The sequence below is a fragment of the Aggregicoccus sp. 17bor-14 genome (genome assembly GCF_009659535.1).
GTDB lineage: Bacteria > Myxococcota > Myxococcia > Myxococcales > Myxococcaceae > Aggregicoccus.
The window spans coordinates 19,345-39,808 of record NZ_VJZZ01000019.1; the positions used below are offsets into that span (position 1 = coordinate 19,345).

At 73.5% G+C, this 20,464-nt stretch carries 25 protein-coding genes; 12 read left to right on the forward strand and 13 right to left on the reverse strand.

The genetic code is table 11. The annotated features are described in order from the left end of the window. Nucleotides 1-15 precede the first annotated feature (15 nt). Entirely contained in the window at nt 16-1,734 is a 1,719-nt protein-coding gene (locus tag FGE12_RS26685; RefSeq protein ID WP_153869449.1) for an RIO1 family regulatory kinase/ATPase, read from the forward strand. Between the two features lie 16 nt (nt 1,735-1,750). On the opposite strand, the gene FGE12_RS26690 is transcribed toward FGE12_RS26685, so the two are convergent. After that, entirely contained in the window at nt 1,751-2,653 is a 903-nt protein-coding gene (locus FGE12_RS26690; protein WP_153869450.1) for an ATP-binding protein, read from the reverse strand. A gap of 81 nt (nt 2,654-2,734) precedes the next feature. Here FGE12_RS26690 and FGE12_RS26695 point away from each other — a divergent pair, with 81 nt between their 5' ends. The 7 genes from FGE12_RS26695 to FGE12_RS26725 all read left to right on the forward strand — a co-directional run bounded on the left by FGE12_RS26695 (nt 2,735) and on the right by FGE12_RS26725 (nt 7,289). Then, nucleotides 2,735-3,055: a metalloregulator ArsR/SmtB family transcription factor gene (locus FGE12_RS26695; RefSeq protein ID WP_153869451.1), complete on the forward strand. Its 321-nt coding sequence runs from the start codon at nt 2,735-2,737 to the stop codon at nt 3,053-3,055. Further along, nucleotides 3,052-3,678: an SdpI family protein gene (locus FGE12_RS26700; protein WP_153869452.1), complete on the forward strand. Its 627-nt coding sequence runs from the start codon at nt 3,052-3,054 to the stop codon at nt 3,676-3,678. The genes FGE12_RS26695 and FGE12_RS26700 overlap by 4 nt, the downstream gene beginning before the upstream one ends. A gap of 28 nt (nt 3,679-3,706) precedes the next feature. Beyond that, complete coding sequence (locus FGE12_RS31085; RefSeq protein WP_153869453.1) at nt 3,707-4,672, forward strand: CPBP family intramembrane glutamic endopeptidase; 966 nt, start codon at nt 3,707-3,709, stop codon at nt 4,670-4,672. Nucleotides 4,673-4,698: 26 nt separating this feature from the next. Continuing rightward, nucleotides 4,699-5,256 (forward strand): PH domain-containing protein, encoded by a 558-nt coding sequence (locus FGE12_RS26710; RefSeq protein ID WP_153869454.1) that lies wholly within the window; start codon nt 4,699-4,701, stop codon nt 5,254-5,256. Then, entirely contained in the window at nt 5,249-6,028 is a 780-nt protein-coding gene (locus tag FGE12_RS26715) for a PH domain-containing protein (protein WP_153869455.1), read from the forward strand. The genes FGE12_RS26710 and FGE12_RS26715 overlap by 8 nt, the downstream gene beginning before the upstream one ends. A gap of 120 nt (nt 6,029-6,148) precedes the next feature. Then, the gene (locus FGE12_RS26720; protein WP_153869456.1) at nt 6,149-7,033 is read left to right on the forward strand and encodes a hypothetical protein; all 885 of its coding nucleotides are present in this window, start codon (nt 6,149-6,151) and stop codon (nt 7,031-7,033) included. Nucleotides 7,034-7,100: 67 nt separating this feature from the next. Next, nucleotides 7,101-7,289 (forward strand): CsbD family protein, encoded by a 189-nt coding sequence (locus FGE12_RS26725; RefSeq protein WP_153869457.1) that lies wholly within the window; start codon nt 7,101-7,103, stop codon nt 7,287-7,289. Between the two features lie 81 nt (nt 7,290-7,370). Here FGE12_RS26725 and FGE12_RS30135 read toward each other — a convergent pair whose 3' ends face one another. Beyond that, nucleotides 7,371-7,529, reverse strand: a complete 159-nt coding sequence (locus FGE12_RS30135; RefSeq protein ID WP_194798310.1) for a hypothetical protein — start codon at nt 7,527-7,529, stop codon at nt 7,371-7,373. A 283-nt stretch (nt 7,530-7,812) separates the two neighbouring features. On the opposite strand from FGE12_RS30135, the gene FGE12_RS26730 reads away from it, so the two are divergent. After that, nucleotides 7,813-9,669, forward strand: coding sequence for an ABC transporter ATP-binding protein (locus FGE12_RS26730; RefSeq protein ID WP_194798311.1), 1,857 nt, complete (start codon nt 7,813-7,815; stop codon nt 9,667-9,669). Between the two features lie 42 nt (nt 9,670-9,711). On the opposite strand, the gene FGE12_RS26735 is transcribed toward FGE12_RS26730, so the two are convergent. The 8 genes from FGE12_RS26735 to FGE12_RS26770 form a co-directional block, all read right to left on the reverse strand. Next, entirely contained in the window at nt 9,712-10,737 is a 1,026-nt protein-coding gene (locus FGE12_RS26735) for a hypothetical protein (RefSeq protein WP_153869458.1), read from the reverse strand. A gap of 124 nt (nt 10,738-10,861) precedes the next feature. Beyond that, the gene (locus FGE12_RS26740; protein WP_153869459.1) at nt 10,862-11,374 is read right to left on the reverse strand and encodes a hypothetical protein; all 513 of its coding nucleotides are present in this window, start codon (nt 11,372-11,374) and stop codon (nt 10,862-10,864) included. 141 nt (nt 11,375-11,515) lie between these two features. Beyond that, nucleotides 11,516-12,088 carry a TMEM175 family protein gene (locus FGE12_RS26745; protein ID WP_153869460.1) on the reverse strand — a complete coding sequence of 191 codons (573 nt, stop codon included), beginning with the start codon at nt 12,086-12,088 and terminating at the stop codon, nt 11,516-11,518. A 39-nt stretch (nt 12,089-12,127) separates the two neighbouring features. Continuing rightward, nucleotides 12,128-12,985, reverse strand: coding sequence for a penicillin-binding transpeptidase domain-containing protein (locus tag FGE12_RS26750; RefSeq protein WP_153869461.1), 858 nt, complete (start codon nt 12,983-12,985; stop codon nt 12,128-12,130). Nucleotides 12,986-13,161: 176 nt separating this feature from the next. Then, nucleotides 13,162-13,422, reverse strand: coding sequence for an energy transducer TonB (locus FGE12_RS26755; RefSeq protein WP_153869462.1), 261 nt, complete (start codon nt 13,420-13,422; stop codon nt 13,162-13,164). A 61-nt stretch (nt 13,423-13,483) separates the two neighbouring features. Beyond that, entirely contained in the window at nt 13,484-13,714 is a 231-nt protein-coding gene (locus FGE12_RS26760; RefSeq protein WP_228531140.1) for an AbrB/MazE/SpoVT family DNA-binding domain-containing protein, read from the reverse strand. 70 nt (nt 13,715-13,784) lie between these two features. Then, complete coding sequence (locus FGE12_RS26765) at nt 13,785-13,991, reverse strand: hypothetical protein (RefSeq protein ID WP_153869463.1); 207 nt, start codon at nt 13,989-13,991, stop codon at nt 13,785-13,787. Between the two features lie 103 nt (nt 13,992-14,094). Continuing rightward, on the reverse strand, nt 14,095-15,669 hold the full coding sequence (locus tag FGE12_RS26770) for an ATP-binding protein (protein WP_153869464.1): 1,575 nt from the start codon (nt 15,667-15,669) through the stop codon (nt 14,095-14,097). Between the two features lie 167 nt (nt 15,670-15,836). Between FGE12_RS26770 and FGE12_RS26775 the strand changes: the two genes are divergently transcribed. Both FGE12_RS26775 and FGE12_RS26780 read left to right on the forward strand, forming a co-directional pair. Beyond that, nucleotides 15,837-16,481, forward strand: coding sequence for a DNA-3-methyladenine glycosylase I (locus tag FGE12_RS26775; protein ID WP_153869465.1), 645 nt, complete (start codon nt 15,837-15,839; stop codon nt 16,479-16,481). 82 nt (nt 16,482-16,563) lie between these two features. Beyond that, nucleotides 16,564-18,126: an FAD-dependent oxidoreductase gene (locus tag FGE12_RS26780; protein ID WP_153869466.1), complete on the forward strand. Its 1,563-nt coding sequence runs from the start codon at nt 16,564-16,566 to the stop codon at nt 18,124-18,126. 6 nt (nt 18,127-18,132) lie between these two features. Here the strand turns inward: FGE12_RS26780 and FGE12_RS26785 are convergent, their stop codons facing one another. Continuing rightward, entirely contained in the window at nt 18,133-18,570 is a 438-nt protein-coding gene (locus FGE12_RS26785) for a hypothetical protein (RefSeq protein ID WP_153869467.1), read from the reverse strand. A 20-nt stretch (nt 18,571-18,590) separates the two neighbouring features. Then, nucleotides 18,591-19,001 (reverse strand): VOC family protein, encoded by a 411-nt coding sequence (locus FGE12_RS26790; protein ID WP_153869468.1) that lies wholly within the window; start codon nt 18,999-19,001, stop codon nt 18,591-18,593. A 126-nt stretch (nt 19,002-19,127) separates the two neighbouring features. Here FGE12_RS26790 and FGE12_RS26795 point away from each other — a divergent pair, with 126 nt between their 5' ends. Next, complete coding sequence (locus FGE12_RS26795; RefSeq protein ID WP_153869469.1) at nt 19,128-19,556, forward strand: SRPBCC domain-containing protein; 429 nt, start codon at nt 19,128-19,130, stop codon at nt 19,554-19,556. On the opposite strand, the gene FGE12_RS26800 is transcribed toward FGE12_RS26795, so the two are convergent. Then, nucleotides 19,553-20,359, reverse strand: coding sequence for a glucodextranase DOMON-like domain-containing protein (locus FGE12_RS26800; protein ID WP_153869470.1), 807 nt, complete (start codon nt 20,357-20,359; stop codon nt 19,553-19,555). The two genes, FGE12_RS26795 and FGE12_RS26800, sit on opposite strands and share 4 nt — an antisense overlap. Between the last annotated feature and the right edge of the window lie 105 nt (nt 20,360-20,464).

The following is a 20,464-nucleotide window of genomic DNA, read 5'->3' on the forward strand; positions in this document are numbered from 1 at the left end:
ACACCCCGCCGCCGAATGCACGAAGCACTCGAGCTCCTCCTCGCCGATGGCGTGATCGAAGAAGTCGTCGCCCGCCTCAAGAGCGGCAAGGAGGCGGACGTGTACATCGTCAGCCACGGCGGCCAGCTGGTGGCGGCGAAGATCTACAAGGAGCGCAACCAGCGCAACTTCAAGAACAACGCCGGCTACAAGGAGGGCCGCACGGTGCGCAACAGCCGCACCGCGCGCGCCATCGCCAAGGGCAGCAAGTTCGGTCAGGCCGCGGCGGAGGATGCCTGGAAGGCCACCGAGTCCGAGGCCCTGAGCAAGCTGCACGCGGCCGGCGTGCGCGTGCCCGCGCCGGTGATGTTCTACGAGGGCGTGCTGCTGATGCAGCTCGTCACCGACGGCGCGGGCCAGCCCGCCGCCCGCATCGTGGATGCGCTGCTGGACGAGGCGAGCGCCGGCGCGCTCTACAAGGACCTGCGCGCCCAGGTCGTGAAGATGCTGTGCTGCGACATCATCCACGGCGACCTGAGCGCCTACAACATCCTGCTCAGCGACAACGGCCCCACGGTCATCGACTTCCCGCAGATCGTGGCCGCCGCGGCCAACAGCCAGGCCGAGTTCTTCTTCCGCCGCGACCTGGACAACCTGCGCCTCTTCTTCGCGGGCTACGACCGCAGCCTCCTCGCGCGCGAGGGTGACGCTGCGGAGATCTGGCGCGCGTACACGCGCCGCGAGCTCGCCCCGGACTTCGAGCCCAGCGGCCGCGGCGTGCCCGGCGGCGGCGGACGCGCAGCGCACACGCGCGGGCCCGGCCGCACGCAGCGGCCCCCGCAGGACGTGCAGCACCCCGCGCCCGTGCGCGAGGCGGAGCCTGCGCCGGCCGTCGAGGAGGACGAGTTCGCCATTCTTCGCCAGGGCGGCGGCGAGCGCCCCAAGGTGGCGCTGATGAAGCAGCAGCCGCAGGGGCGCGGCCCTCGCCGCGGCCCCGGTGGTGGCGGCGGCAGGAGTGGCGGCGGCTTCGGCGGTGGCAGGCCGGGCGGTCCGCCGAGGGGCCCTCAGCAGCAGCAAGGGGGAGGCCGTCCCGCGGGGGGCCCGCAGCAGGGGCACGGAGGCGCTCGCGCGCAGCCCGCGCACGGCGGCCAACCGCAGCAGCACGCAGGGCCTCGCGCGCAGCCCGCGCGTGGCGGTGGGCCGCAGCAGCAGTCGCACGGCGGGCCGCCCTCGTCACAGCAGGCTGCGCACGGGGGTCGGTCCTCCCATCCGCAACAGGCGCAGGGCGGTCGCCCTCCGCAGCAGCAGCACGGAGGCGCTCGCGCGCAGTCCACGCACGCAGGCGGCAGGCCGCCGCAGTCCTCTGCGCACGCAGACGCCCGGCCGCACGGCGCCCCGCAGCACGCGGGCTCCCACGGGCGGAACGGGGCCGGTGGCGCGCACCCGCCGCGCAGCGAGCCGCATGCCGCCACCCACGCGGCGAGCATGCACGCGCCCGGGCATGCGCCGCGTCACCCGCGCGCCGAGGGCGGAGCGCGCACTTCCGACTCTGCACCGCGCGGTGGGGGGCGCCCGCAGCAGGGCCCTCGCGCAGGCGGCCACGCGCCCCACGAGCGCCAGGGTCCCGCACGCCACGACGCCCGCGGTGAGCGGCCTCGAGGCGGCGCGCCGCGCGGGCAGCGACCGGCCGCCCCCGCGGTCTCCTACGTCGCACGCGCCGTGACGCCCTCGGGCTCGTCCTCCGACGAGAGCTGAGCCGGGCGCCGCCGAGCTAGCGCGCCCCGGGCTTCGCCTTCGCGTCCGGGGCGGCCGGAGGAGGCGGCGGTAGCTCCAGGCGCGCGAGGTGCGCGGCCGTCGCGTCCCCGAGCACGTCGCGCTGCAGCCGGCGCGGGTCCCCGAAGAAGGCCCTGGCGAGCGCGCGGTCGAAGCGCCGCGCGCCCACCAGCGCGAGTGCCTGGTCCACGTCCGCCACGTTCTCCGCGAAGGTGACGCGCTCCTCGAGCCCCTCGGGCTCGCCGAGGCGCTTCTGGAAGTACTGCATGCCGAGGCTGCGCTCGCGGGCCTGGTGCGCCCCGGCCACCACCACCTGCAGCGCGGCGCGCTCCTTCGGCGTCATCCCGGCGAGCAGCTCCTCCACCTGCGCGTGCAGGGCCTCCAGCTGCACGCGCGTGGCCTCGTCCACCAGCCGCAGCAGCGCGGGGCCCGTGGCATGCGCGTAGGCGGCGAGCGCCTCGCGCGACGTGCGCCCTGCCTCCAGCACCCGGTCGGTCTCGGCCCGCGTGGCCTCGAGGAGCGCGCGCAGCGGCCCGGCCGCGGAGGCCTCCGGCGCATCCCGCTCCACCTTGCCGAGAGACGCATCCACCTGCCCGCGCAGGCGCGCGAGGCGCTCGCAGACGGACGAATCGAGCGGCCCGTCCCCCACGCCGTGCAGAAGCGAGAAGAGGGCCACGGGCGCGTGCGCACCCGACTTGAGCGCATGGTGCACGGGCGGGGTGAAGGGATGCTCCGAGCGCCGTCCTGCGCGGTCCACCACCAGCACGTCCCCGAGCAGCACGAGCACCGGGGCGCGCTCCTCCGCGCTGCTGCGCGCACCGTCGTAGGCCTCGTGGAAGGCGGCGTTGACGTCGTCCAGCGGGCTCCCGATCTGCGGCCAGGGAGGGGTTTCGTCGGGCATGCGGAAACGCCTATCACGCGCCCGGGGGCTTGCGAGCCTCACTTGAAGTTCGACGGATATCGAATTAGACAAGCGTCGAACATGAGCAAGGGACCTTTCGAAGCGCTCGCCGACCCCACCCGCCGCGCCATCCTGCGCCGGCTGCGCCGCGGCGCGCTCGCCGCGGGCGAGGTGGGCGAGGCATTCCACCTGAGCAAGCCCACGCTCAGCCACCACCTCCGGGTGCTGCGGCTCGCGGGGCTGGTGCGGGCCGAGAAGCAGGGAACGCGCGTGGTGTACACGCTGCAGACGGGCGCGCTGGAGGACGTGGCGAGCGAGCTGCTCGAGTGGGCGCAGGGCGTGCGCGAGGTGGCGCGCGGGACGGGGCGGCGGAGCACGGCGGCGCGGCGAGGTGGGTCGTGAGCGCGCGCGGCGGGGGCGGGTGGGACCGCGCGGCGCTGGGCGTGTGGACGGCGTCCTTCGCGCTGCTGCTCGCGCTGTGGGGCCGGCTGCCCGAGCGGGTGCCGGTGCACTTCCGGCTCGACGGGACGCCGGACCGGCTGGGCGCGCGCGCCGAGCTGCTCGTCGTGCCTGCGGTGGCGCTCCTCTGCTGGGTGCTGGTGCGCTTCGCGGCGCGCGGGCGGCTGGGTTTGGGGCGCGCAAACGTGGGCCCGGCGCTCGGCTTCACGGTCATGGTGGCGCTCGCCGCCGTGCAGGTGCTCACCCTGCGCGCGGCGCTCGGCGACGGGCGCGTGCCGCCCGGCTGGACGTCGACGCTCGTCGGACTGCTGCTGGTGGCGTTCGGCCAGCTGCTGCCGCGCACCCGGCGCAACGCGTGGGTGGGGCTGCGGCTGCCCTGGACGCTCGCCTCCGATGCGGCGTGGGCGCGCACCCACCGCTGCGCATCGTGGTCGTTCACGCTCGGAGGCCTGGGCGCGGTGGTGCTCGGGCCGCTGTGGAGCGCGGGGGCCGCCGCCGCGCTCGCGCTCGCGCTCCTCGTGCCCGTGGCGGTGTCGCTCCGGGCGACCGCGGATGCGCGGCCCTGAGCATCCTTCGAACTCTGGAGGTCCTGACGTGACGACGACTCCCCCTGCGACTCCCCCCCTCGCCGAGCTCGAGCGCCCCGGGCGCGGCCTGGGTACCTTCCTCGCGGTGAGCTTCGGGCTCGCCTGGGCCGCGGCCGCGCTGCTGTGGGTGCGGGGCGTGCGCCTGGACACCACGGCGGGGCGCCTCGCGCTGGGCGCGACCATGTTCACCCCTGCGCTGGGCGCGCTCGCGGTGCTCGGGCACCTGCGCCCCTTCCGGGCGCTCGCGCGCGCGAGCGGACTCGGCTTCGGAGGCGCTCGCGGCGCGCGCTACGCCGCGCTCGCGTGGCTCGTGACGCCGGTGCTGGTGTTCGCCTCCATCGCGCTCGCGGTGGTGCTGGGGCGCTTCCCGCTCGACTGGCCGGGCGTGAGCGCCTTCCGCGCGATGCTGGAGGCGGCGCCCGGCGGGAAGGTGGCGCTCGCCCGGATGTCGCCCGCGACGCTGGTGGCGCTGCAGGTGGCGGTGGGCGTGGTGGCGGGGCCGGTGCTCAACGCGGTCGTGGCCCTCGGTGAGGAGTGGGGCTGGCGCGGCTACCTGCTGCCCCGCCTGCTGCCGTGGGGGACGTGGCGCGCGCTGCTCGCGCACGGCGCGCTCTGGGGGCTGTGGCACGCGCCGGTGGTGCTGCAGGGCTACAACTACCCGCAGCACCCGGTCGCGGGCGTGGGCTTCATGGTGGTGAGCTGCGTGCTGCTGGGCGTGCTCTTTGGCTGGCTGCGGCTGGCGAGCGGCAGTGTGTGGCCGTGCGTCATCGCCCACGGCTCGCTCAACGCGCTCGCGCCGGCGGTGATGCTGCTGCCGCGCGCGGGCGCGGCGTGGGACACCGCCGAGGTGGGCGTGCTCGGCTGGCCCGGCTGGCTGCTGATGGCCGCGGGCGTGTGCGCGCTGGTGCTCACGCGCCGGCTGCCCTCGCCCTTCGCGCGCCCCACGCAATCGCGCGCACACCCGGTGGTATAGGGCAGGGAAGGAGGGCCCTCCCGCCCATGGACGCTCCGCTCACCCCGGCGCCGCTGCGCCAGCTCCCCGTCACGCTGCGGCCGGACCCGAAGCTGCTCAAGTACTACTTCTTCACCGCGCTGCTCGCCGGCCCCGCCTTCCCGGTGGCGATGCTGGTGCTCTACTTCCGCTACCACACGCTGCGCTACGACGTGGACGCGGAGGGCCTCACCATGCGCTGGGGCATCCTCTTCCGGCGCGAGGTGTCGCTCACCTACGCGCGCCTGCAGGACATCCACCTCACCAGCAACGTGGTCGAGCGCTACCTGGGGCTCGCCAAGGTGCAGCTGCAGACGGCCTCCAGCAGCGCGCAGGCGGAGATGAACATCGAGGGGCTCACCTTCTTCGAGCCGATGCGCGACTTCCTCTACGCCCGCATGCGCGGGGCGCGCGAGGAGCACGGGCCGCACGCTCCTCCCGGTGCACCCGCGCTGCCCGCCGCGGTGCAGGAGGCACCGCTCGCGCAGGTGCTGCGCGAGGTGGCCGCCGAGGTGCGCAGCTTGCGCGCCGAGCTCGCAGAGGTCCGGAGGCGCGGCGATGCTTGAGTCCCTCGTGCTGCGCGTGCTGCGTGTGCCGCCGGAGCCCTCGCCTCCCGCGGGTGAGGCAGGCAGCCTGCGCGTCTTTCGCGCCTCTCCGCGCTACCTGCGCTACCGCCAGGCGGGCTGGGTGCTCAAGCAGCTGGGCGCGCTCGTGGCGCTGCTCTTCGGTCTCTTCTTCCTCGAGATGCTCGCGCCCGGGCTGAGGAGACAGGTCGTGCCGGGCTCGATGCAGCGCGCCGCGGAGGTCGTCACCTGGAGCGTGGAGGGGCTCGTCTGGGCCTTCTACGTGGTGCAGCTGCCCTTCAGCTACGCGGTGATGCAACTGGACTACCGCTTGCGCTGGTACATGGTCACCGACCGCAGCCTGCGCGTGCGCGAGGGCATCCTGTCCCTGCGCGAGAAGACGATGACCTTCGCCAACGTGCAGCAGCTCTCCGTGCAGCAGGGGCCGCTGCAGCGGCTGCTGGGCATCGCGGACGTGCACCTGCAGTCGGCGGGCGGCGGCGGCGCGGGGCAGTCTGCGAACAAGGGCGAGGCGGGGCTCGGCGAGAGCCCGCACGAGGCGCGCTTTCGCGGCGTGGACAACGCCGCCCAGCTGCGCGACCTCGTGCGCGAGCGCGTGCGGCGCTACCGCGACGCGGGGCTCGGAGACCACGGGGACCCGGCGCCGGTGGCCCTGCACCTGGCCGCGTCCCAGGAGCCTGCGCTCGCGGCGGCCCGCGAGCTGCTCACGGAGGTGCAGGGACTGCGCGCGGCGCTGGCTCCGTCGCGCACCTAGGGCTCCCCGCGCTTCAGAGCAGGCGAGCAGGCTCGGGCCCTGTGCGTCCCGGCACCCACCTCGCGCGCGGCGCCGCGGCCTGTCACACTGGCACGTCCCTTCCGGACTGCGAGGTGCCCCATGCCCTTCTTCCTTCCTGCACTGGCGCTCACGGCGCTGGGCCTGGGCGTGAAGCACGCCCTGGACGGAGACCTCGCCTTCGCGCCCTCGGACCTGCGCTGGCGGAGGGCCTGGCTCGAGCACCGCGAGGCCGTGCGGCGGCTGCGCGAGGCGCGCGGCCAGCTGCGCACCGAGGCGCTCGCGCTCGCCGAGCTGCAGCGGCGCGCGGTGGACGAGACGGCGCGCCCCTTCCTCGAGCTGATGGAGCGTCTCGAGCGCTGGGAGTGTCTCGCGCCTGCCGAGCGGCTCCCGCGCGACGTGCACGCGATGCTCGAGCAGCTCTCGCACGAGCCGCCCCCCGACCGCCGCGACCTGCAGGTGGGCGCGGCGCTCCGCGGCGCGGGCGGTGCGCTGCCGCCCGCGCTCACGCCGCTGCTCACCTGGCTCGAGCGGGGCTGGGTGCACGTGGAGGCCCCCGTGAGGGTCGCGGGCGTGAGCGTGTTCGAGGCGGTGGCCTGCGGCGACGTGGCGCCGCCTGCCCAGGAGGCGGGCACACACGCGGTGCAGCTCGAGGGCGCGCGCGCCGAGCTCGCCCGCGTGCACGCGTACGTGGAGGCGCTCACCGCGCGGCTGCGCGCGAGCGCCGCGGCGCTCGCGGACGTGCACGGCTGTGCGAGCGCGCAGCTGGCGTACCTCGACCCGCAGAGCTTCGAGCCCGGCTGTGTGGAGGCGGGCTCGGACGACCTGCCGCGCGCCCGCCTGCGCCGGCTCGGGGTGCTGGTGGCCGCGCTCGCACGCGCGCTGCAGCGGCCGCTGCTGGAGGGCGACGGCACGTTGCTGCCGGCAGGGAGCCTCGCCGAGCAGGCCCTCGCCGTGCAGCCGTGCGAGCAAGCGCTCGACACGTGAAGTCCCCCGCTGCGGTGACCAGATTGACCTCCAACAAGCCGCACCAACCCGTACCAAGGAGGCTCAAATGGGTGAGTGGACCGACAAGGCCAAGGGCAAGGTGAAGGAGACGGTGGGCACCGCGACGGGCGACCGCTCGCTCGAGGCCGAGGGCAAGACGGACACGGCCAAGGGCAACATCAAGGGCGCCTTCGAGGATGCGAAGCACGCCGTGAAGGACGCGCTCGACGGCGACAAGAACCCCGACCGCCGCTAGCACCGGCCCCGGAAACACCGAAGGCCGCCCGGGCACCCCGTGCCCGCGGCGGCCTTGCCGTCTTCGAAGCGCTCCGGGTCGCTAGCGCGGGTTGCGCTCGCAGCAGGCCACCTCGAGGAAGGTGGTGCTCTTGCCGCTCGCCAGCACCCAGAGGCAACGCACGAGGCAGCTCGCACCGAACTCCCGGTAGATGAGCCCCAGGTGGCCGAGCACCTCGCGCCCCGTGATCACTCCCCGCATCGCCCGTCCTCCCGCCCGTGTCCGCGCGGCCGCCGCGCGGCCTCGCCTCTGAGGGCGCTCCACTGCAAGCGCCTTGCCGGGGATGCGCTCCGCCCGGAGCACTCTGCGGTGTCCGCCAGCGCACGCGCCAAGGGCGCGAGACGGCAGGGACTCCGGCTGCCCGCACGGGCGGTGTCGAGGGAGCGCGGCCGGAGGCCCGTTGGAGCGGAACCGGAAAATCTACAGCAGGCCTGGGGGCGAGCGCCCTGCGGGCTGGGCCTGCCCGCGTTAGACGTCTCTCTCCGTGTCCCCACCGCCCCTCCCCAAGACGCCGCCCCTCACCCTGCGCCAGCGCCTCGCGAGCGCGGGCAGCCTGGTGCGCCAGCTGCCCGGCACCTTCCGCCTCTTCTGGGCCGCCTCGCCGCGCGGCGCGGTGGTGCTCGGGCTGCTCACGCTGGTGGCGGCGGTGCTGCCGGCGGCCATCGCATACGTGGGCAAGCTCATCGTGGACGGGGTGGTGCAGGCGGCGCGCACGGGGGACCCGGCGCTGCAGGCGGGCGTGGCGCGCCTGGTGGGGCTGGAGTTCGCGCTGATGGCGGTGTCGGCCGCGGTGGAGCGGGGGCTCTCGCTCACGCGCGAGCTGCTGCGCGCGAACCTGGGCAACCTCATCAACCTGCGCATCCTCGAGAAGGCGATGGCGCTGGAGCTGCGCCACTTCGAGGACTCGGACCTCTACGACAAGATGCAGAACGCGCGGCGCGAGGCGAGCAGCCGGCCGCTCTCGCTGGTGCTGGACGCGTTCAGCATCCTGCGCAACCTCATCACCCTCTCCACCTACGCGGCGCTGCTGGTGTCCCTCAGCCCGTGGAGCGTGGGGGTGCTGGTGCTCGCCTCCATCCCGGCCTTCATCGCCGAGGCGCGGCTCGCGGCCGCCGGCTTCCGGCTCAACACCTGGCGCGCGCCGGAGGGGCGCAAGCTCAACTACCTGGAGTGGATCCTCACGCGCGACAGCCACGTGAAGGAGGTGAAGCTCTTCGGCCTCGGGCCGCTCATCCTCGGCCGCTACAAGGAGCTGTTCCAGAAGTTCTACGCCGAGGACCGCCGGCTCGCGCTGCGGCGCATGGTGTGGGGGCTCGTGCTGGGGATGCTCAGCCTCGCGGCCTTCTACGGCTGCTACTGGATGGTGGCCGGAAGGGCCGCGAGCGGGCGCATCAGCGTGGGCGACATGGTGCTCTACCTCTCCGTGTTCCGGCAGGGGCAGGCGGCCTTCCAGGGCATCCTCGGCAGCGTGGGCACCATGTACGAGAGCGCCCTCTTCATGACCAACCTCTTCGCCTACCTGGACGTGCCCACGGGCGCGGAGGCGCCGCGGGTGCTGCCGGCGCGCACGGCGCCGCGCGGGCGGGGCAACGCGCTCGAGCTGCGCCACGTGTCCTTCCGCTACCCGGGGCGCGACGCGTGGGCGCTGAAGGACGTGTCCCTCACCCTGCGGCCCGGCGAGAAGCTGGGGCTGGTGGGGGAGAACGGCGCGGGCAAGAGCACGCTGGTGAAGCTGCTGCTGCGCCTCTACGAGCCGACGGAGGGGGAGATCCTCTACGGCGGCGTGAACCTGAAGGACATGGACCCCGAGGAGCTGCGCAGCCGCTTCGGCGCCGTGTTCCAGGACTTCGTGCGCTACCAGTTCAGCGCGGCGGAGAACATCGGGCTCGGCCACGTGCCGGCGCTGGAGGACCGGCAGCGCGTGCGCCAGGCCGCGGAGGAGGGCGGGGCGAGCGCGGTGGTGGAGGCGCTGCCGCAGGGTTACGACACCATGCTCGGCGGCTGGTTCGAGAAGGGCCAGGAGCTCAGCGCGGGGCAGTGGCAGAAGCTCGGCGTCGCGCGCGCCTTCATGCGGGATGCGGAGGTGCTCATCCTGGACGAGCCCACCGCGAGCATCGACGCGGAGGCCGAGCACGCCCTCTTCGAGCGCTTCCAGCGCCTCGCGGCCGACCGCATCGCCATCGTCATCAGCCACCGCTTCAGCACCGTGCGCATGGCGGACCGCATCGCGGTGCTGCACGACGGGCGCCTGCTGGAGCTCGGCAGCCACGAGGAGCTGATGCGCCAGGACGGGCGCTACGCGCACCTCTTCCGCCTGCAGGCGCGCGGCTACCTGGACTGAGGCATCCTCCCTCTCCCACTGGAAGAGGATCGGGGTGAGGGCTCAATTCAGGAAACGTGACAGCAGGTCTCCTGTGCTCGCGGCGGGGGGAACGCGCGGCGCGGGGACGAGCCAGCCCTCCGCCCGCAGCGCGTCCCACGCGGCCTGCAGGCGCCGCCGTGACTCGGCCTGGAGGCGCTCCACGTCCGCGTAGGTCTGCGGCGCCTCCTCGGGGCCCTGCAGCGCCGCCCAGCGCGCCTCCGCGTCCGGCACTCCCAGGCGCTCCATGAGCAGGTACAGGGCCTGCGAGACGTCGGAGGCCACCGCGCCCTCCGTGTCTGCGAGGAGCGTCTCCATCACCCCCACGGCGACACGGTCGAAGGCCGGGTGCGGTACGCCGCGCGCGAGCGTCAGCACGCCCACGTAGGCGTCATCCGTCGTCGGCTCCTGCCGGAAGCCATCCAGGACGGCCCAGCGCTGGGCGCGGGTCAGCTCCGAGTGCTCCGGCGATTCGTCCAGGGAGCGGGGCGCACTGCCGATGAGCAGCGCCTGCAGGGCGTGGCGGCGCGTCGCCCGGCGCATCGCGCAGCGCACCAGCCACTCGCGCTCCTCCTCCTTCGAGGCGCCGCGGGCGCGCAGTTGCTGCAGCTCGGCAATGCGGTCGGCGACGACGGAGGTGTCCTGCAGGTTCTCGAGCTCGAGCGTCTCGGCATCGAGCCTGGGCTCCTCGCCGGCCGGAGCCTTCGCCGACGTGGAGACGATGAAGATGCGGATGACGGGCTCCGGCTCCGGCGTGAAGGCGTGCTCCTCGTGCGCGGAGTCATCCGCGTAGCGCCGGAAGCGCTCGGGAGCGGAGCCCTTGAGGGGGCGCAGCACGCGCCAGTGCTCGACCCAGAGGTAGTGCGACACGCCTTCCCAGTCGACGCAGAGCAGCTCGGTGCTGCGTCCCTCCAGTTGTGCCACGAAGACCGCCTGCGTCGAGCTGACCTGTGCAGCGAGCGAAGTGGGCGGGCTCACCTCATCCGCCATGGCGCGCCGAACGGGCAGCGCGAGTGACAGGACCAGCAGGCAGCGGAGGGTGTTGCGCATGCGTTGGAGGCTAGGTCCGCCCCTCGGGCGCGGCCTTCAGCCACGCCGCACGACTTCTTCACGGTTCGCGCATGCCGCTACGAGCGGGACGCAATGGTTACCTCGTCCGCATGCGGGCGCGAGGCTACCTGGGATGCGTGCGCCCGCGCTCCCCGGGAGCCGGACGTGCCTGGCGCGCGCGCAGGAGCGCCTGAACGCAGAGCGCGACGAAGCCCAGAAGCACGAGCCACAGGGAATCCTTCGTCAGGTACTTGCTCCAGAACTCCGCCTCCCATCCGAGCTCCACTGCCAGAGGGGGCTTGCCGTCGAACTCCGGACTGGCGATGGCGATGCAGACCGCCGTGACACAGAGCACGAGCGCTACGACCGGCACGAGGGAGAGCGCTCCGACGAGCAGCGGTGCGCGCCGCAGGGTGCGCGCCCACAGCAAGCCCACGAGCAGGGCGAGCACGGCTGTGCCGGCGAGCTCGCGGAGAATCGACGTTGCGAAGATGAGGTGCCCGGCGGCGATGCGCCCTTCCGTCGTCGTGGGCTGAAGGATGTATCCCCACGGCAGTGAGGTTCCATCTCCGTAGCTGAGATACTCGTCTACGCCGGTGGCGCTGAACTCCGAGCTCACGGCGAAGAGGAGCACCATCCCGAGTGCCCACCAGAGCACTCGTCGGCCCTGCAAGAAGCTCATGACACGGTCGCCGCGCACCGAAGGAGCATGGCAGGTGCGGCCGCCGCTTTCACCGGCCCGGCCCCGGCTCGCGCCTCCCTGTACTGGCGGAAGCGCTCAGCGTATCCGCGCCTCGATGCGCCGGTCCGGCACCAGCCACAGCAGCGCCACCGCGAGGTACATCGACCCCGCGAGCCAGGGGCGCACGAAGGCGAGCGCGATGCCCAGCACGTAGCCGGCGATGGACACCTTGCCCTTGAGGTCGCGGCCCAGCGCGGTGCTCAGGATGGAGTCCCGGCCGTTCACCACCACGATCTGGTGCTGCAGGATGGGCCAGGCGAGCGAGCACGCGAGCAGCATCACGCCGTACACCACCACCGGCCAGAGCGCGAAGTGGGTCTCGCCCATCCACGCCGTGGTCGCCGGGACGAGCGAGAGCCAGAAGAGCAGGTGCAGGTTCGCCCAGAGCACCCCGCCGCTCACCCGCTGCGTGACGTGCAGCATGTGGTGGTGGTTGCTCCAGTAGATGCCCACATAGATGAAGCTGAGCACGTAGCTGAGCAGCACCGGGAAGAGCGGTCGCAGGTCCTCGAGATGGTCCCCGTGCGGCACCTTCAGCTCCAGCACCATGATGGTGATGATGATGGCGAGCACCCCGTCGCTGAACGCCTCGAGCCGTCCCTTGCCCATCCGTGCCTCCTGCACGCCTGCGCGCGTGAGGGAGCGAGCCTAGCGCTTCAGCGCGCCGTAGCGGGCGAGCAGCTTCTCCGTGAGCGGACGGCGCAGGGGCGCGAGCCGATCCGTGTTCCCCTTCGCGTCCAGCGTGAGGGTGGCGAACACGTACTGCGCCCCGTCCTGCTCCACCTCGCCGACGAGCCAGCCCACGGCGCGGCCTTGCTCTCGGCCCAGGCCCGTCTTGCCCCGCAGCGAGAAGCCGGGGCGCTGCTCGAGCACGATGAGCTGGCGCACCAGCGCCGCGTTCGCGGGCTTCACCGGCAGCGTGCCTGCCTGCAGGCGGCGCAGGAAGGCCACCTGCTCGCGCGGGGTGATGAGCAGGGGCCCCTCGAGCCAGAAGGTGTCCACATGCTCGCCCACCTGCGCGTTGCCGTAGCCCAGCGCCTGCACCTTCTCGCGCATGCGCTCGAGCCCCACCCGCCGCGCCACCTCCTGGTAGAACCACACCACCGAGTCGCGCATCGCCGTGGGCAGCGTGTGGTCGCGGTTCCACTGCGGGACGGAGCGCTTCGTGCCGTCCCACTTCAGCGCGAAGTCCAGGCCCGGGATGACGCCCGTCTCCAGCCCGACGAGCGTGTTGGGAATCTTGAAGGTGCTGCAGGGCAGGTGCGCGCGTGCCGCCTCCCCGGGGTTCACCACCGTGAGCACGTTGCGCTGCACGTCCAGCAGTACGAAGGCGCCCTGCACGCCGGCGTCGCGGAAGAGGGCCGCGCCTCCTGCGTCCACCTCGACGCGTGGGTTACCCGGGATGTCGGAAGCGGTCGAGGGCGCGGGCGGCGCGGCGTGCGCGAGCCCCGCGGCGAGCAGCAGCGGGAAGAGGAGGCGGACGGAGGGCAGGGGGCAGGGCGTCATGGTGTGCGCGCAGTGTGCAGCAGCCGTGCCGGGCGCGTGCGCCTGGCGGCCGCAGAGAGCCGCCGTGGGTGCGCGGCGGTGGGGACACAGCTCCTGAGGCCGCAGAGACACGCGGTCGCTCGAGCCTTTCGCCACACGGTCTGGAACGCCTCCGCCGACGTGCCCGAAGCGAGCCCTCAGGGTGCGCCACCATCGGCCGGAATCGGCGCCAATACCCCTGCATCGGGCGGGTCCTCGAGGACGATGTTGAAAGTGTAGGCGACCCGTACAGGCTTCCCGTCGACGACGACAGGCTCGTGCGCGTCGCGGGTGAGCCGATCCGCCACCTGCGCATCACGTGCCGGGTCACCCGAGGACCGGAGTACGGCGCAGTCCTCGGCACGTCCGACCTCGGTGAGGGTGCAACCGACCACCAGCCTGCGCTGCGGCTCATGCATGCTCCCTTCCTGGAGGAGAAGAGCGAAGTAGCACTCCGGGCGGCACCGCGACGCATCCACGTCACCTGGCGAGTTTTCGCATCGTGCTCGCGTGGCGGGTCAGGACGGAGTCGATGGCACGCGAAACCTGCTTCCTGCGTCCTCCCGAGCGCACAGGCTGGATGACGAGGCACTCACCATCGGTGAGCAGCTCCAGCTCCGTTTCCCGGTCGATGCCGAGCAGCTCCAGCAAGGGCTTGTCGAGCACCAGGCCGAGGCTGTTCCCGATGGGCGTGAGCTTCTTTTTCAGCATCGCAACGCCTCCTGGCTCGTCATGACGTCGTTATAACGACGTTCCATCGTTGCAGCCAGGCGTTCCAGGCTCACGCCACGCGCCGCCGCCCGCCGCCCAGCAGCCGCGCGGGCAGCATCAGCACCGCGCGCAGCAGGCCGAACACCGCGTCCACGCTGAGGCCCAGGAGCCGGAAGGGCAGGGCGAGCAGCCAGACGAGGGGGTAGAGCACCAGCGCCATCAGCGCGAGGGGCCAGCACACCACCAGCAGGACCAGCCACAGCAGGAAGCCCATCATCGTTCGCTCCGGCGCCCGGGAGAGGAGCAGGGCGCTCCCGGAGTACGCGCGGGGGCAGCGGCGATTGCCACCGCCCCGGCACGGCCCGAGCCTACCCGCCCGCTCAGGCGCGGCTCACGTCCGCGAGCGGCAGGCGCACGATGAAGCGCGCGCCGGCGTCCGGCTCGCTCGCCACGCTGAGCGAGCCGCCCTGCCTGCGCACCAGGTCTCGCGCGATGGAGAGCCCCAGCCCCGTGCCGCGCCCTGGCGCCTTGGTGGTGAAGAAGGGCTCGAAGATGCGCTCCAGGTGCTCGTGCGGGATGCCGGGGCCGGTGTCCGAGATCTCCACCACCGCCTCGTCGCCCTGCGCGCCGCCGCGCACGGTGAGGGTGCGGCGCGGCGGGGGCAGGGGCTCCATCGCCTGCGCGGCGTTCACCAGCAGGTTGATGAACACCTGGCTCAGCCGCCCCACGCTGCCGGTCACGTAGAGCCGCGGCTGCACCTGGGTGCGCACCTCGGTGCACACGCGCAGCGCGCTCGCGCTCACGCGCAGCGCCGAGCGCACCGCCTCCTCCAGGTCCACCAGCGCGAGCGCGTCCGTGTCCGCGCGCGCCAGGCCCATCAGGTCGCGCACCAGGTCGCGGATGCGCAGCGCGCCGTCGCGCGCGTCCTGCAGCGAGTCGCTCACGTCCGCGAGCGTGGGGTCCGCGCGTGCCGTCAGCTCCTCGTGCGCGTAGCCGAGGTTGCTCAGCACGTAGGCCACCGGGTTGTTGATCTCGTGCGCCACGCCGGCCACCAGCACGCCCATGCCGGCGAGCCGCTCGGAGGCCACGGTGTCGCGCAGCAGGCGCGCGTTCTCCAGCGCGAGCAGCACCTGCGAGCCCAGGACGCTCGCGCGCTCCAGGTCCAGCGCGCAGAAGGAGCGTCCGCTGCGGCGGCCCAGGTTGAGCACGCCCACCAGCCGCTCTCCGGCGAAGAGCGGGAACACGATGCTCGACTTCACCCGCCCGGGCTCCGTGAGGCCGGCGAGCTCCGGGTGCTCCGGGAGCCGCCCCTGGATGATGCGCGGCCGGCGCTCGGCCGCCACCCGCTGCGCCAGCTCCGCGGCGACCGCCGCGCCGATGGCCACCGGCAGGTTGGGCCCGTACGCCACCTGCAGCCGCCCCTCCGTGTCCGGCAGCAGCAGGGACACCTCGTCCGCCGCGAGCGCCGTGCGCGCGAACTCCACGATGCGCCGCGGCAGCTCCGCGGGCTCCTGCGCCTGCAGGATGGCCTGGCTGCTCGCGTACAGCGCCGTGGTGGCGCGAAAGCGCCGGTGCTCCATCGCGCGCTGGATGCTCAGCTGCATCTGCAGCGGCTCGAAGGGCTTGCGCACGAAGTCGAACGCGCCCGCGCGCAGCACCTCCACCGCGAGCTCGAAGTCGCCGTAGCCGGACATGATCACCACCTCCACGTCCGGCGCGCTCGCCTTCACCCGGCGCAGCACGTCCACCCCGCTCATCCCCTGCGAGAGCCGCACGTCCGTCACCACCACGTCCACGTCGTGGGCCTCGAGCAGCTGCAGTGCCTCGGGGCCGTGGCTCGCGGCCATCACCTGGAGGCCCGCGCGCTTCAGGGCCTCGCACAGCGCGTAGCGGAAGCCCGGGTCGTCCTCGATGACCAGCACGCTGGCCGCCGACGGCTCGGAGGAAGGTTCCATGTGCACCAAAGTACCAGCCGCGCCCGGGCACTCGTTTGTGGGCAAAAAACCCCCACGGGGAACACTGCTTCCGGGGTGTAATCGAGACAACACCGCAGTGCGCGGCCTCCGGGCGGGACGCACTGCCAGCGACTGCCCGCCCGGACGGAGAGCAGAGGACCCGCACGATGCCGCACACCGCAGGCACTCCCCCCGAGGCGAGCGAGGCCGCCGAGCCGCGCCGCTGCCCCTGGGCGGGCAGCGCGCCCGACTACCGCCAGTACCACGACGAGGAATGGGGGCGGCCGCGGCTCGAGGACACCGAGCTGCTCGAGCGGCTGAGCCTCGAGGCGTTCCAGTCGGGCCTGAGCTGGCTCACCATCCTGCGCAAGCGCGAGGCCTTCCGGAAGGCCTTCCACGGCTTCGAGCCCGAGCGCGTGGCGCGCTTCGGCCCGCGCGACGTGGAGCGGCTGCTGGGCGATGCGGGCATCGTGCGCAACCGCCAGAAGATCGAGGCCGCCGTGACGAACGCGCGCGCCACGCTCGCGCTGCAGCGCGGGGGCGGCTCGCTCGCGCAGCTCATCTGGTCCTTCGCACCGGCCCGGCGCCCCGCGCCGCGCAGCCCCGCGGACGTGCCCGCCTCGACGCCGGAGTCGCGCGCGCTCGCCCAGACGCTCAAGCGCGAGGGCTTCTGCTTCGTGGGGCCCACCACCGCGTACGCGCTGTTCCAGGCGGTAGGGGTGGTGAACGATCACCTCGCGGACTGTCACGTGCGCGCCGCCTGCGCGCGCGACCAGGCCGCGGCCCGTGCGAAGCTGAACCTCAAGGGTTGAGACGCACGTGAGGGTCCCCTCTTCCTCTGGGAGAGAGAAGAGGGCTCCCGCCGCGTCACCCGCAGAGAGCGAGCACCCGCGCATGGCGCACACGCCGCTGTTCCGTCACCTCACCCGCGCGCTGCGCCAGGCCCACGCCGCCGAGCGCACGGGCCTGCCCGTGGACGCGCTGCTCGAGCGCCCCCTCTCGCGCCGCCGCGTGCTGCAGGGCGCGGGGGCTCTCGCGGCCCTCTCCGCGCTCCCGGCCTGCACGCGCGCCTCGCAGCACCCCGCGTCCGACGACCCCGTGCTCATCGTGGGCGCGGGGCTCGCCGGCCTCACGGCGGCGTGGCGGCTGCGGCAGGCGGGCGTCCCCGTGCGGGTGGTGGATGCACAGGCGCGGGTGGGCGGGCGCATGCACAGCCTGCGCGGGCACTTCGCGCCCGGGCAGGTGGCGGAGCTGGGCGGCGAGCTCATCGACACCGACCACACGACCGTGCAGCGGCTCGCGCGCGAGGTGGGCCTCACGCTCGAGGACTACCAGGAGGACGACCCGCGGCTCGCGAAGGACCGCTGGTACTTCGGAGGCCGCCTGCGCAGCGAGGCCGAGCTGGTGGAGGCCTTCCGCCCGGTAGCGCGCGAGGTGCTGCGCGCGCGCGAGGAGCTGGGCACGGAGGGCTTCGACTACCGTAGCCCGGGGCGTGCCACGCGGCTGGACCGCCTGCCGCTCGCGCAGTGGCTCGAGGCGTGCGAGGCGGAGGGCTGGGTGCGGCAGCTCCTGGACGTGGCCTACGCCACCGAGTACGGCCGGGCCACCTCCGAGCAGAGCGCGCTGAACCTGCTGGTGATGCTCAGCCCGGAGTCGCCGCCCTTCCACCTCTACGGGGACAGCGACGAGCGCTTCCACCTCCGCGGCGGCAATGATGCGCTGCCGCGCGCGCTCGCCGAGCGGGTGCAGGATGCGCTCGTGCTGGAGACGCGGCTGGAGGCGGTGCGCGAGGGGAGCGCCGGCGGCTACACGTGCAGCTTCCGGCGCGGCGGCCGCAGCCACACGCTCTCCGCGCGCACGCTGGTGCTGGCGCTGCCCTTCAGCCTGCTGCGCGACGTGGCGCTGGAGGTGGAGCTGCCGGCGGTGAAGCGGCAGGCGATTGCGCACCTGCGCTACGGCACCAACGCGAAGCTGATGGTGGGCTTCTCCGCCAGGCCCTGGCGCGCGCAGCACGGCAGCAACGGCAGCACGCTCACCGACCTTGAATACCAGGTCACCTGGGAGACGAGCCGGCTGCAGCCCGGGGCCGCGGGCATCCTCACCAACTTCACCGGCGCGGCCGCGGGGCTCGCGCTGGGGGAGGGCACGGCCGCGGCGCAGGCGCAGCGCTTCACGGCGGAGCTGGAGCGGGTCTTCCCCGGCACCGCCGCGCTGCGCACGACGGAGGCGCGCTTCCACTGGCCGAGCCATCCCTTCACGCGCGGCTCCTACTCCTGCTACGGGCCCGGCGACTGGACGGGCTTCGGCGGCGCGGAGGGCGAGCGCGTGGGAGGCCTGCACTTCGCGGGCGAGCACTGCAGCCGCATCGCCCAGGGCTTCATGGAGGGCGCGGCCGAGACGGGCGAGGCCGTCGCCCGCGCCATCCTCCAGGAGCGCCAACTTCGCGCGCCAGGTTGACGGTCTCTACACCGCGGGCCCTGCGACGACCGCTGCCGTCCCGAGCTGTGCCTCGCGCAGCCGCCCGCCCGCCCACGCGCACGGCAGCGCGCAGAGGATGTTCGCGAGCGAGTACCAGGCGGGCCCCTTGTCCCACATGGCGATGGCGCCGGCGGTGGCGAGCACCATGCCCACGCCTCCGAGCACCAGCGCGTGCTTCAGCGGGCGGCGCGGTGCGATGCGCGCTGCGACGTAGGCACCGGCCGCGTTGAGCGGCAGGCGGTAGGCGAACGCGAGGACGAAGAGCGGGTCCGACATCCGCACGTCGAAGGGCGGGTAGATGCCGAGCGCGTGCATCGCCCCGTCCACGGCGGTGGTGACGGCGAAGGTGAAGAGCAGGCCGGCGAAGACGGCGCCGATGCTGCGGCCGGTGCGCGGGGGAGCGGAGGAGGTCGAGGAGGTCATTGTCGGAGTCCTCGAAGGGCCTACTGCTGCGCGTGCACGTGGCTGGGGTCCATCCAGAAGATCTCCCAGTGGTGCCCGTCCAGGTCCTTGAAGCTGCGCTGGTACATGAAGCCGTGGTCCATGGGGTCCGCGGGCGTGGTGGCGCCGGCCTTCGCGGCCTTGTCGGCGAGCGCGTCGACCTCTGCCCGGCTGTCCACGCTGAGGGCGATGAGGGACTCGGTCACCTTCGTGGCGTCGGCGATCTCGGTCTTGATGAAGCCCTTGAAGAAGGGCTTCGCCAGCAGCATCGCGTAGATGTCCTCGCTGATGACCATGCAGGCCGCGTTCTCGTTGGTGAACTGCTTGTTGAAGCGGTAGCCGAGCTGGCCGAAGAACTCCATGGAGCGGCTGACGGACTCGACCGGCATGTTGACGAAGATCTTGCTGGGCATGGTGCGGACTCTCCTGAAAAGGTGGGGCGGCGCTGCCTCCACTCAGGCGACGCCCGAGCCTGCGCTGGATCGACACGCGGCACGATTTTTCTGACGCCGGGGCCAGGCCCCCGGCCCTGGAGCCCCATGGCCCGGCTGCACAGCGAGACCTTCATCGATGCCCCGCCCGAGCGCGTGTGGCAGGTGCTCACCGACTTCGCGGCGTACCCGGAGTGGAACCCACTGCTCGTGGAGGCGCGCGGAGAGCCGAGGGCCGGCGCGCGCGTGAAGGTGCGCGCGGCGCTCAAGCCCGGCGCGGGCCCGCGGCTGCGCTTCAGCGCCACGGTGGTGCGCGCGGACGCGGGCGAGGCGCTGGTGTGGAGGGGCGGCGTGCCGGGGGTGCTCTTCGGCGAGCACTTCTTCCACCTGCGCGCCGAGGGAAGCGGCACGCGCTTCGAGCAGGGAGAGGTCTTCACCGGCCTCTTCTCCCTGCTGCTCGGCGCGGGCGTGCGCCGGCGCATGGAGCGCGCGTACGCGGCGATGAACGAGGCGCTCGCGCGGCGCGTGGCCCGCTAGCGCGCCTTCACCAGGGTGAGCGTGGCCGGCACGCCACCCTCGCCATTCGCCGCGCACTCGTAGTGGAGCATGGCGTACTGCGCCCGCTTCTCGGCCTCGTCGCCCGTGGCGGAGCCCGCGAGCAGGTCCAGCACGTTCGGGTCGCAGCGGCCGTCGTTGCCTCCGCCAAAGCGCGCGGGGGCCTCGTACTCGTTCACCCGGCGGACCAGGAGGTCCTGGTCCGCGGGGAAGCTCTCGTTGCCGACCACGAGCACCTGGTAGCTCCAGCTGCGCGGGTCGCCGCCGCCCAGCTTCGCGGCGTCCACGCTGGCCTCGAGGGTGCGCCCCTCGACGCCCAGCTTCGTGGGGAGCACGACGTCCGCCCGCAGCGCTCCCGCCCTGGCCTTCACCTCGTCCTGGAGGCGCGCAGGCGACTGGGGCGAGAGGATCACCACCTTGTTCCAGCCGGAGCCGGGGGCGAAGCGCACGTTGAGCCCCGGCAGGCCCTCGGTGTGGCCTCCCTTCGGGCGCGTCTGGATGAAGACGAGCACCATCTGCGTGGAGAAGCCCGAAGCCATGCGCCACGGGTTCGTGAGCGGCGAGCGCAGCTCGACGCGGAGGGTGACCTTGCCCGCGCTGCGCGCTGCACTGAAGCCGGTGAGGTCGAAGCTGCCGGGCGTGTACGCCGCGTCCGTCGGGTACGTATAGGTGCCGGGGCCATTGTCGTCCCCGCTCGGGTCCGTGAAGGTGACCGACTGGGCCGCGGCCGGCAGGGCGAGCAGCGCGGCAGTGAGCGCGACCGCGCCCCGGAAGAAGTGCGCCATCGGTGAGGCCTCTCTCTCGGTGGGGGGACGCCCGACCCTAACACGCCCTCCGAGGTGCCCCGGGTGTCCGCACGTGGGACCGCGGTTCCCGCTTCCGGTCACCTC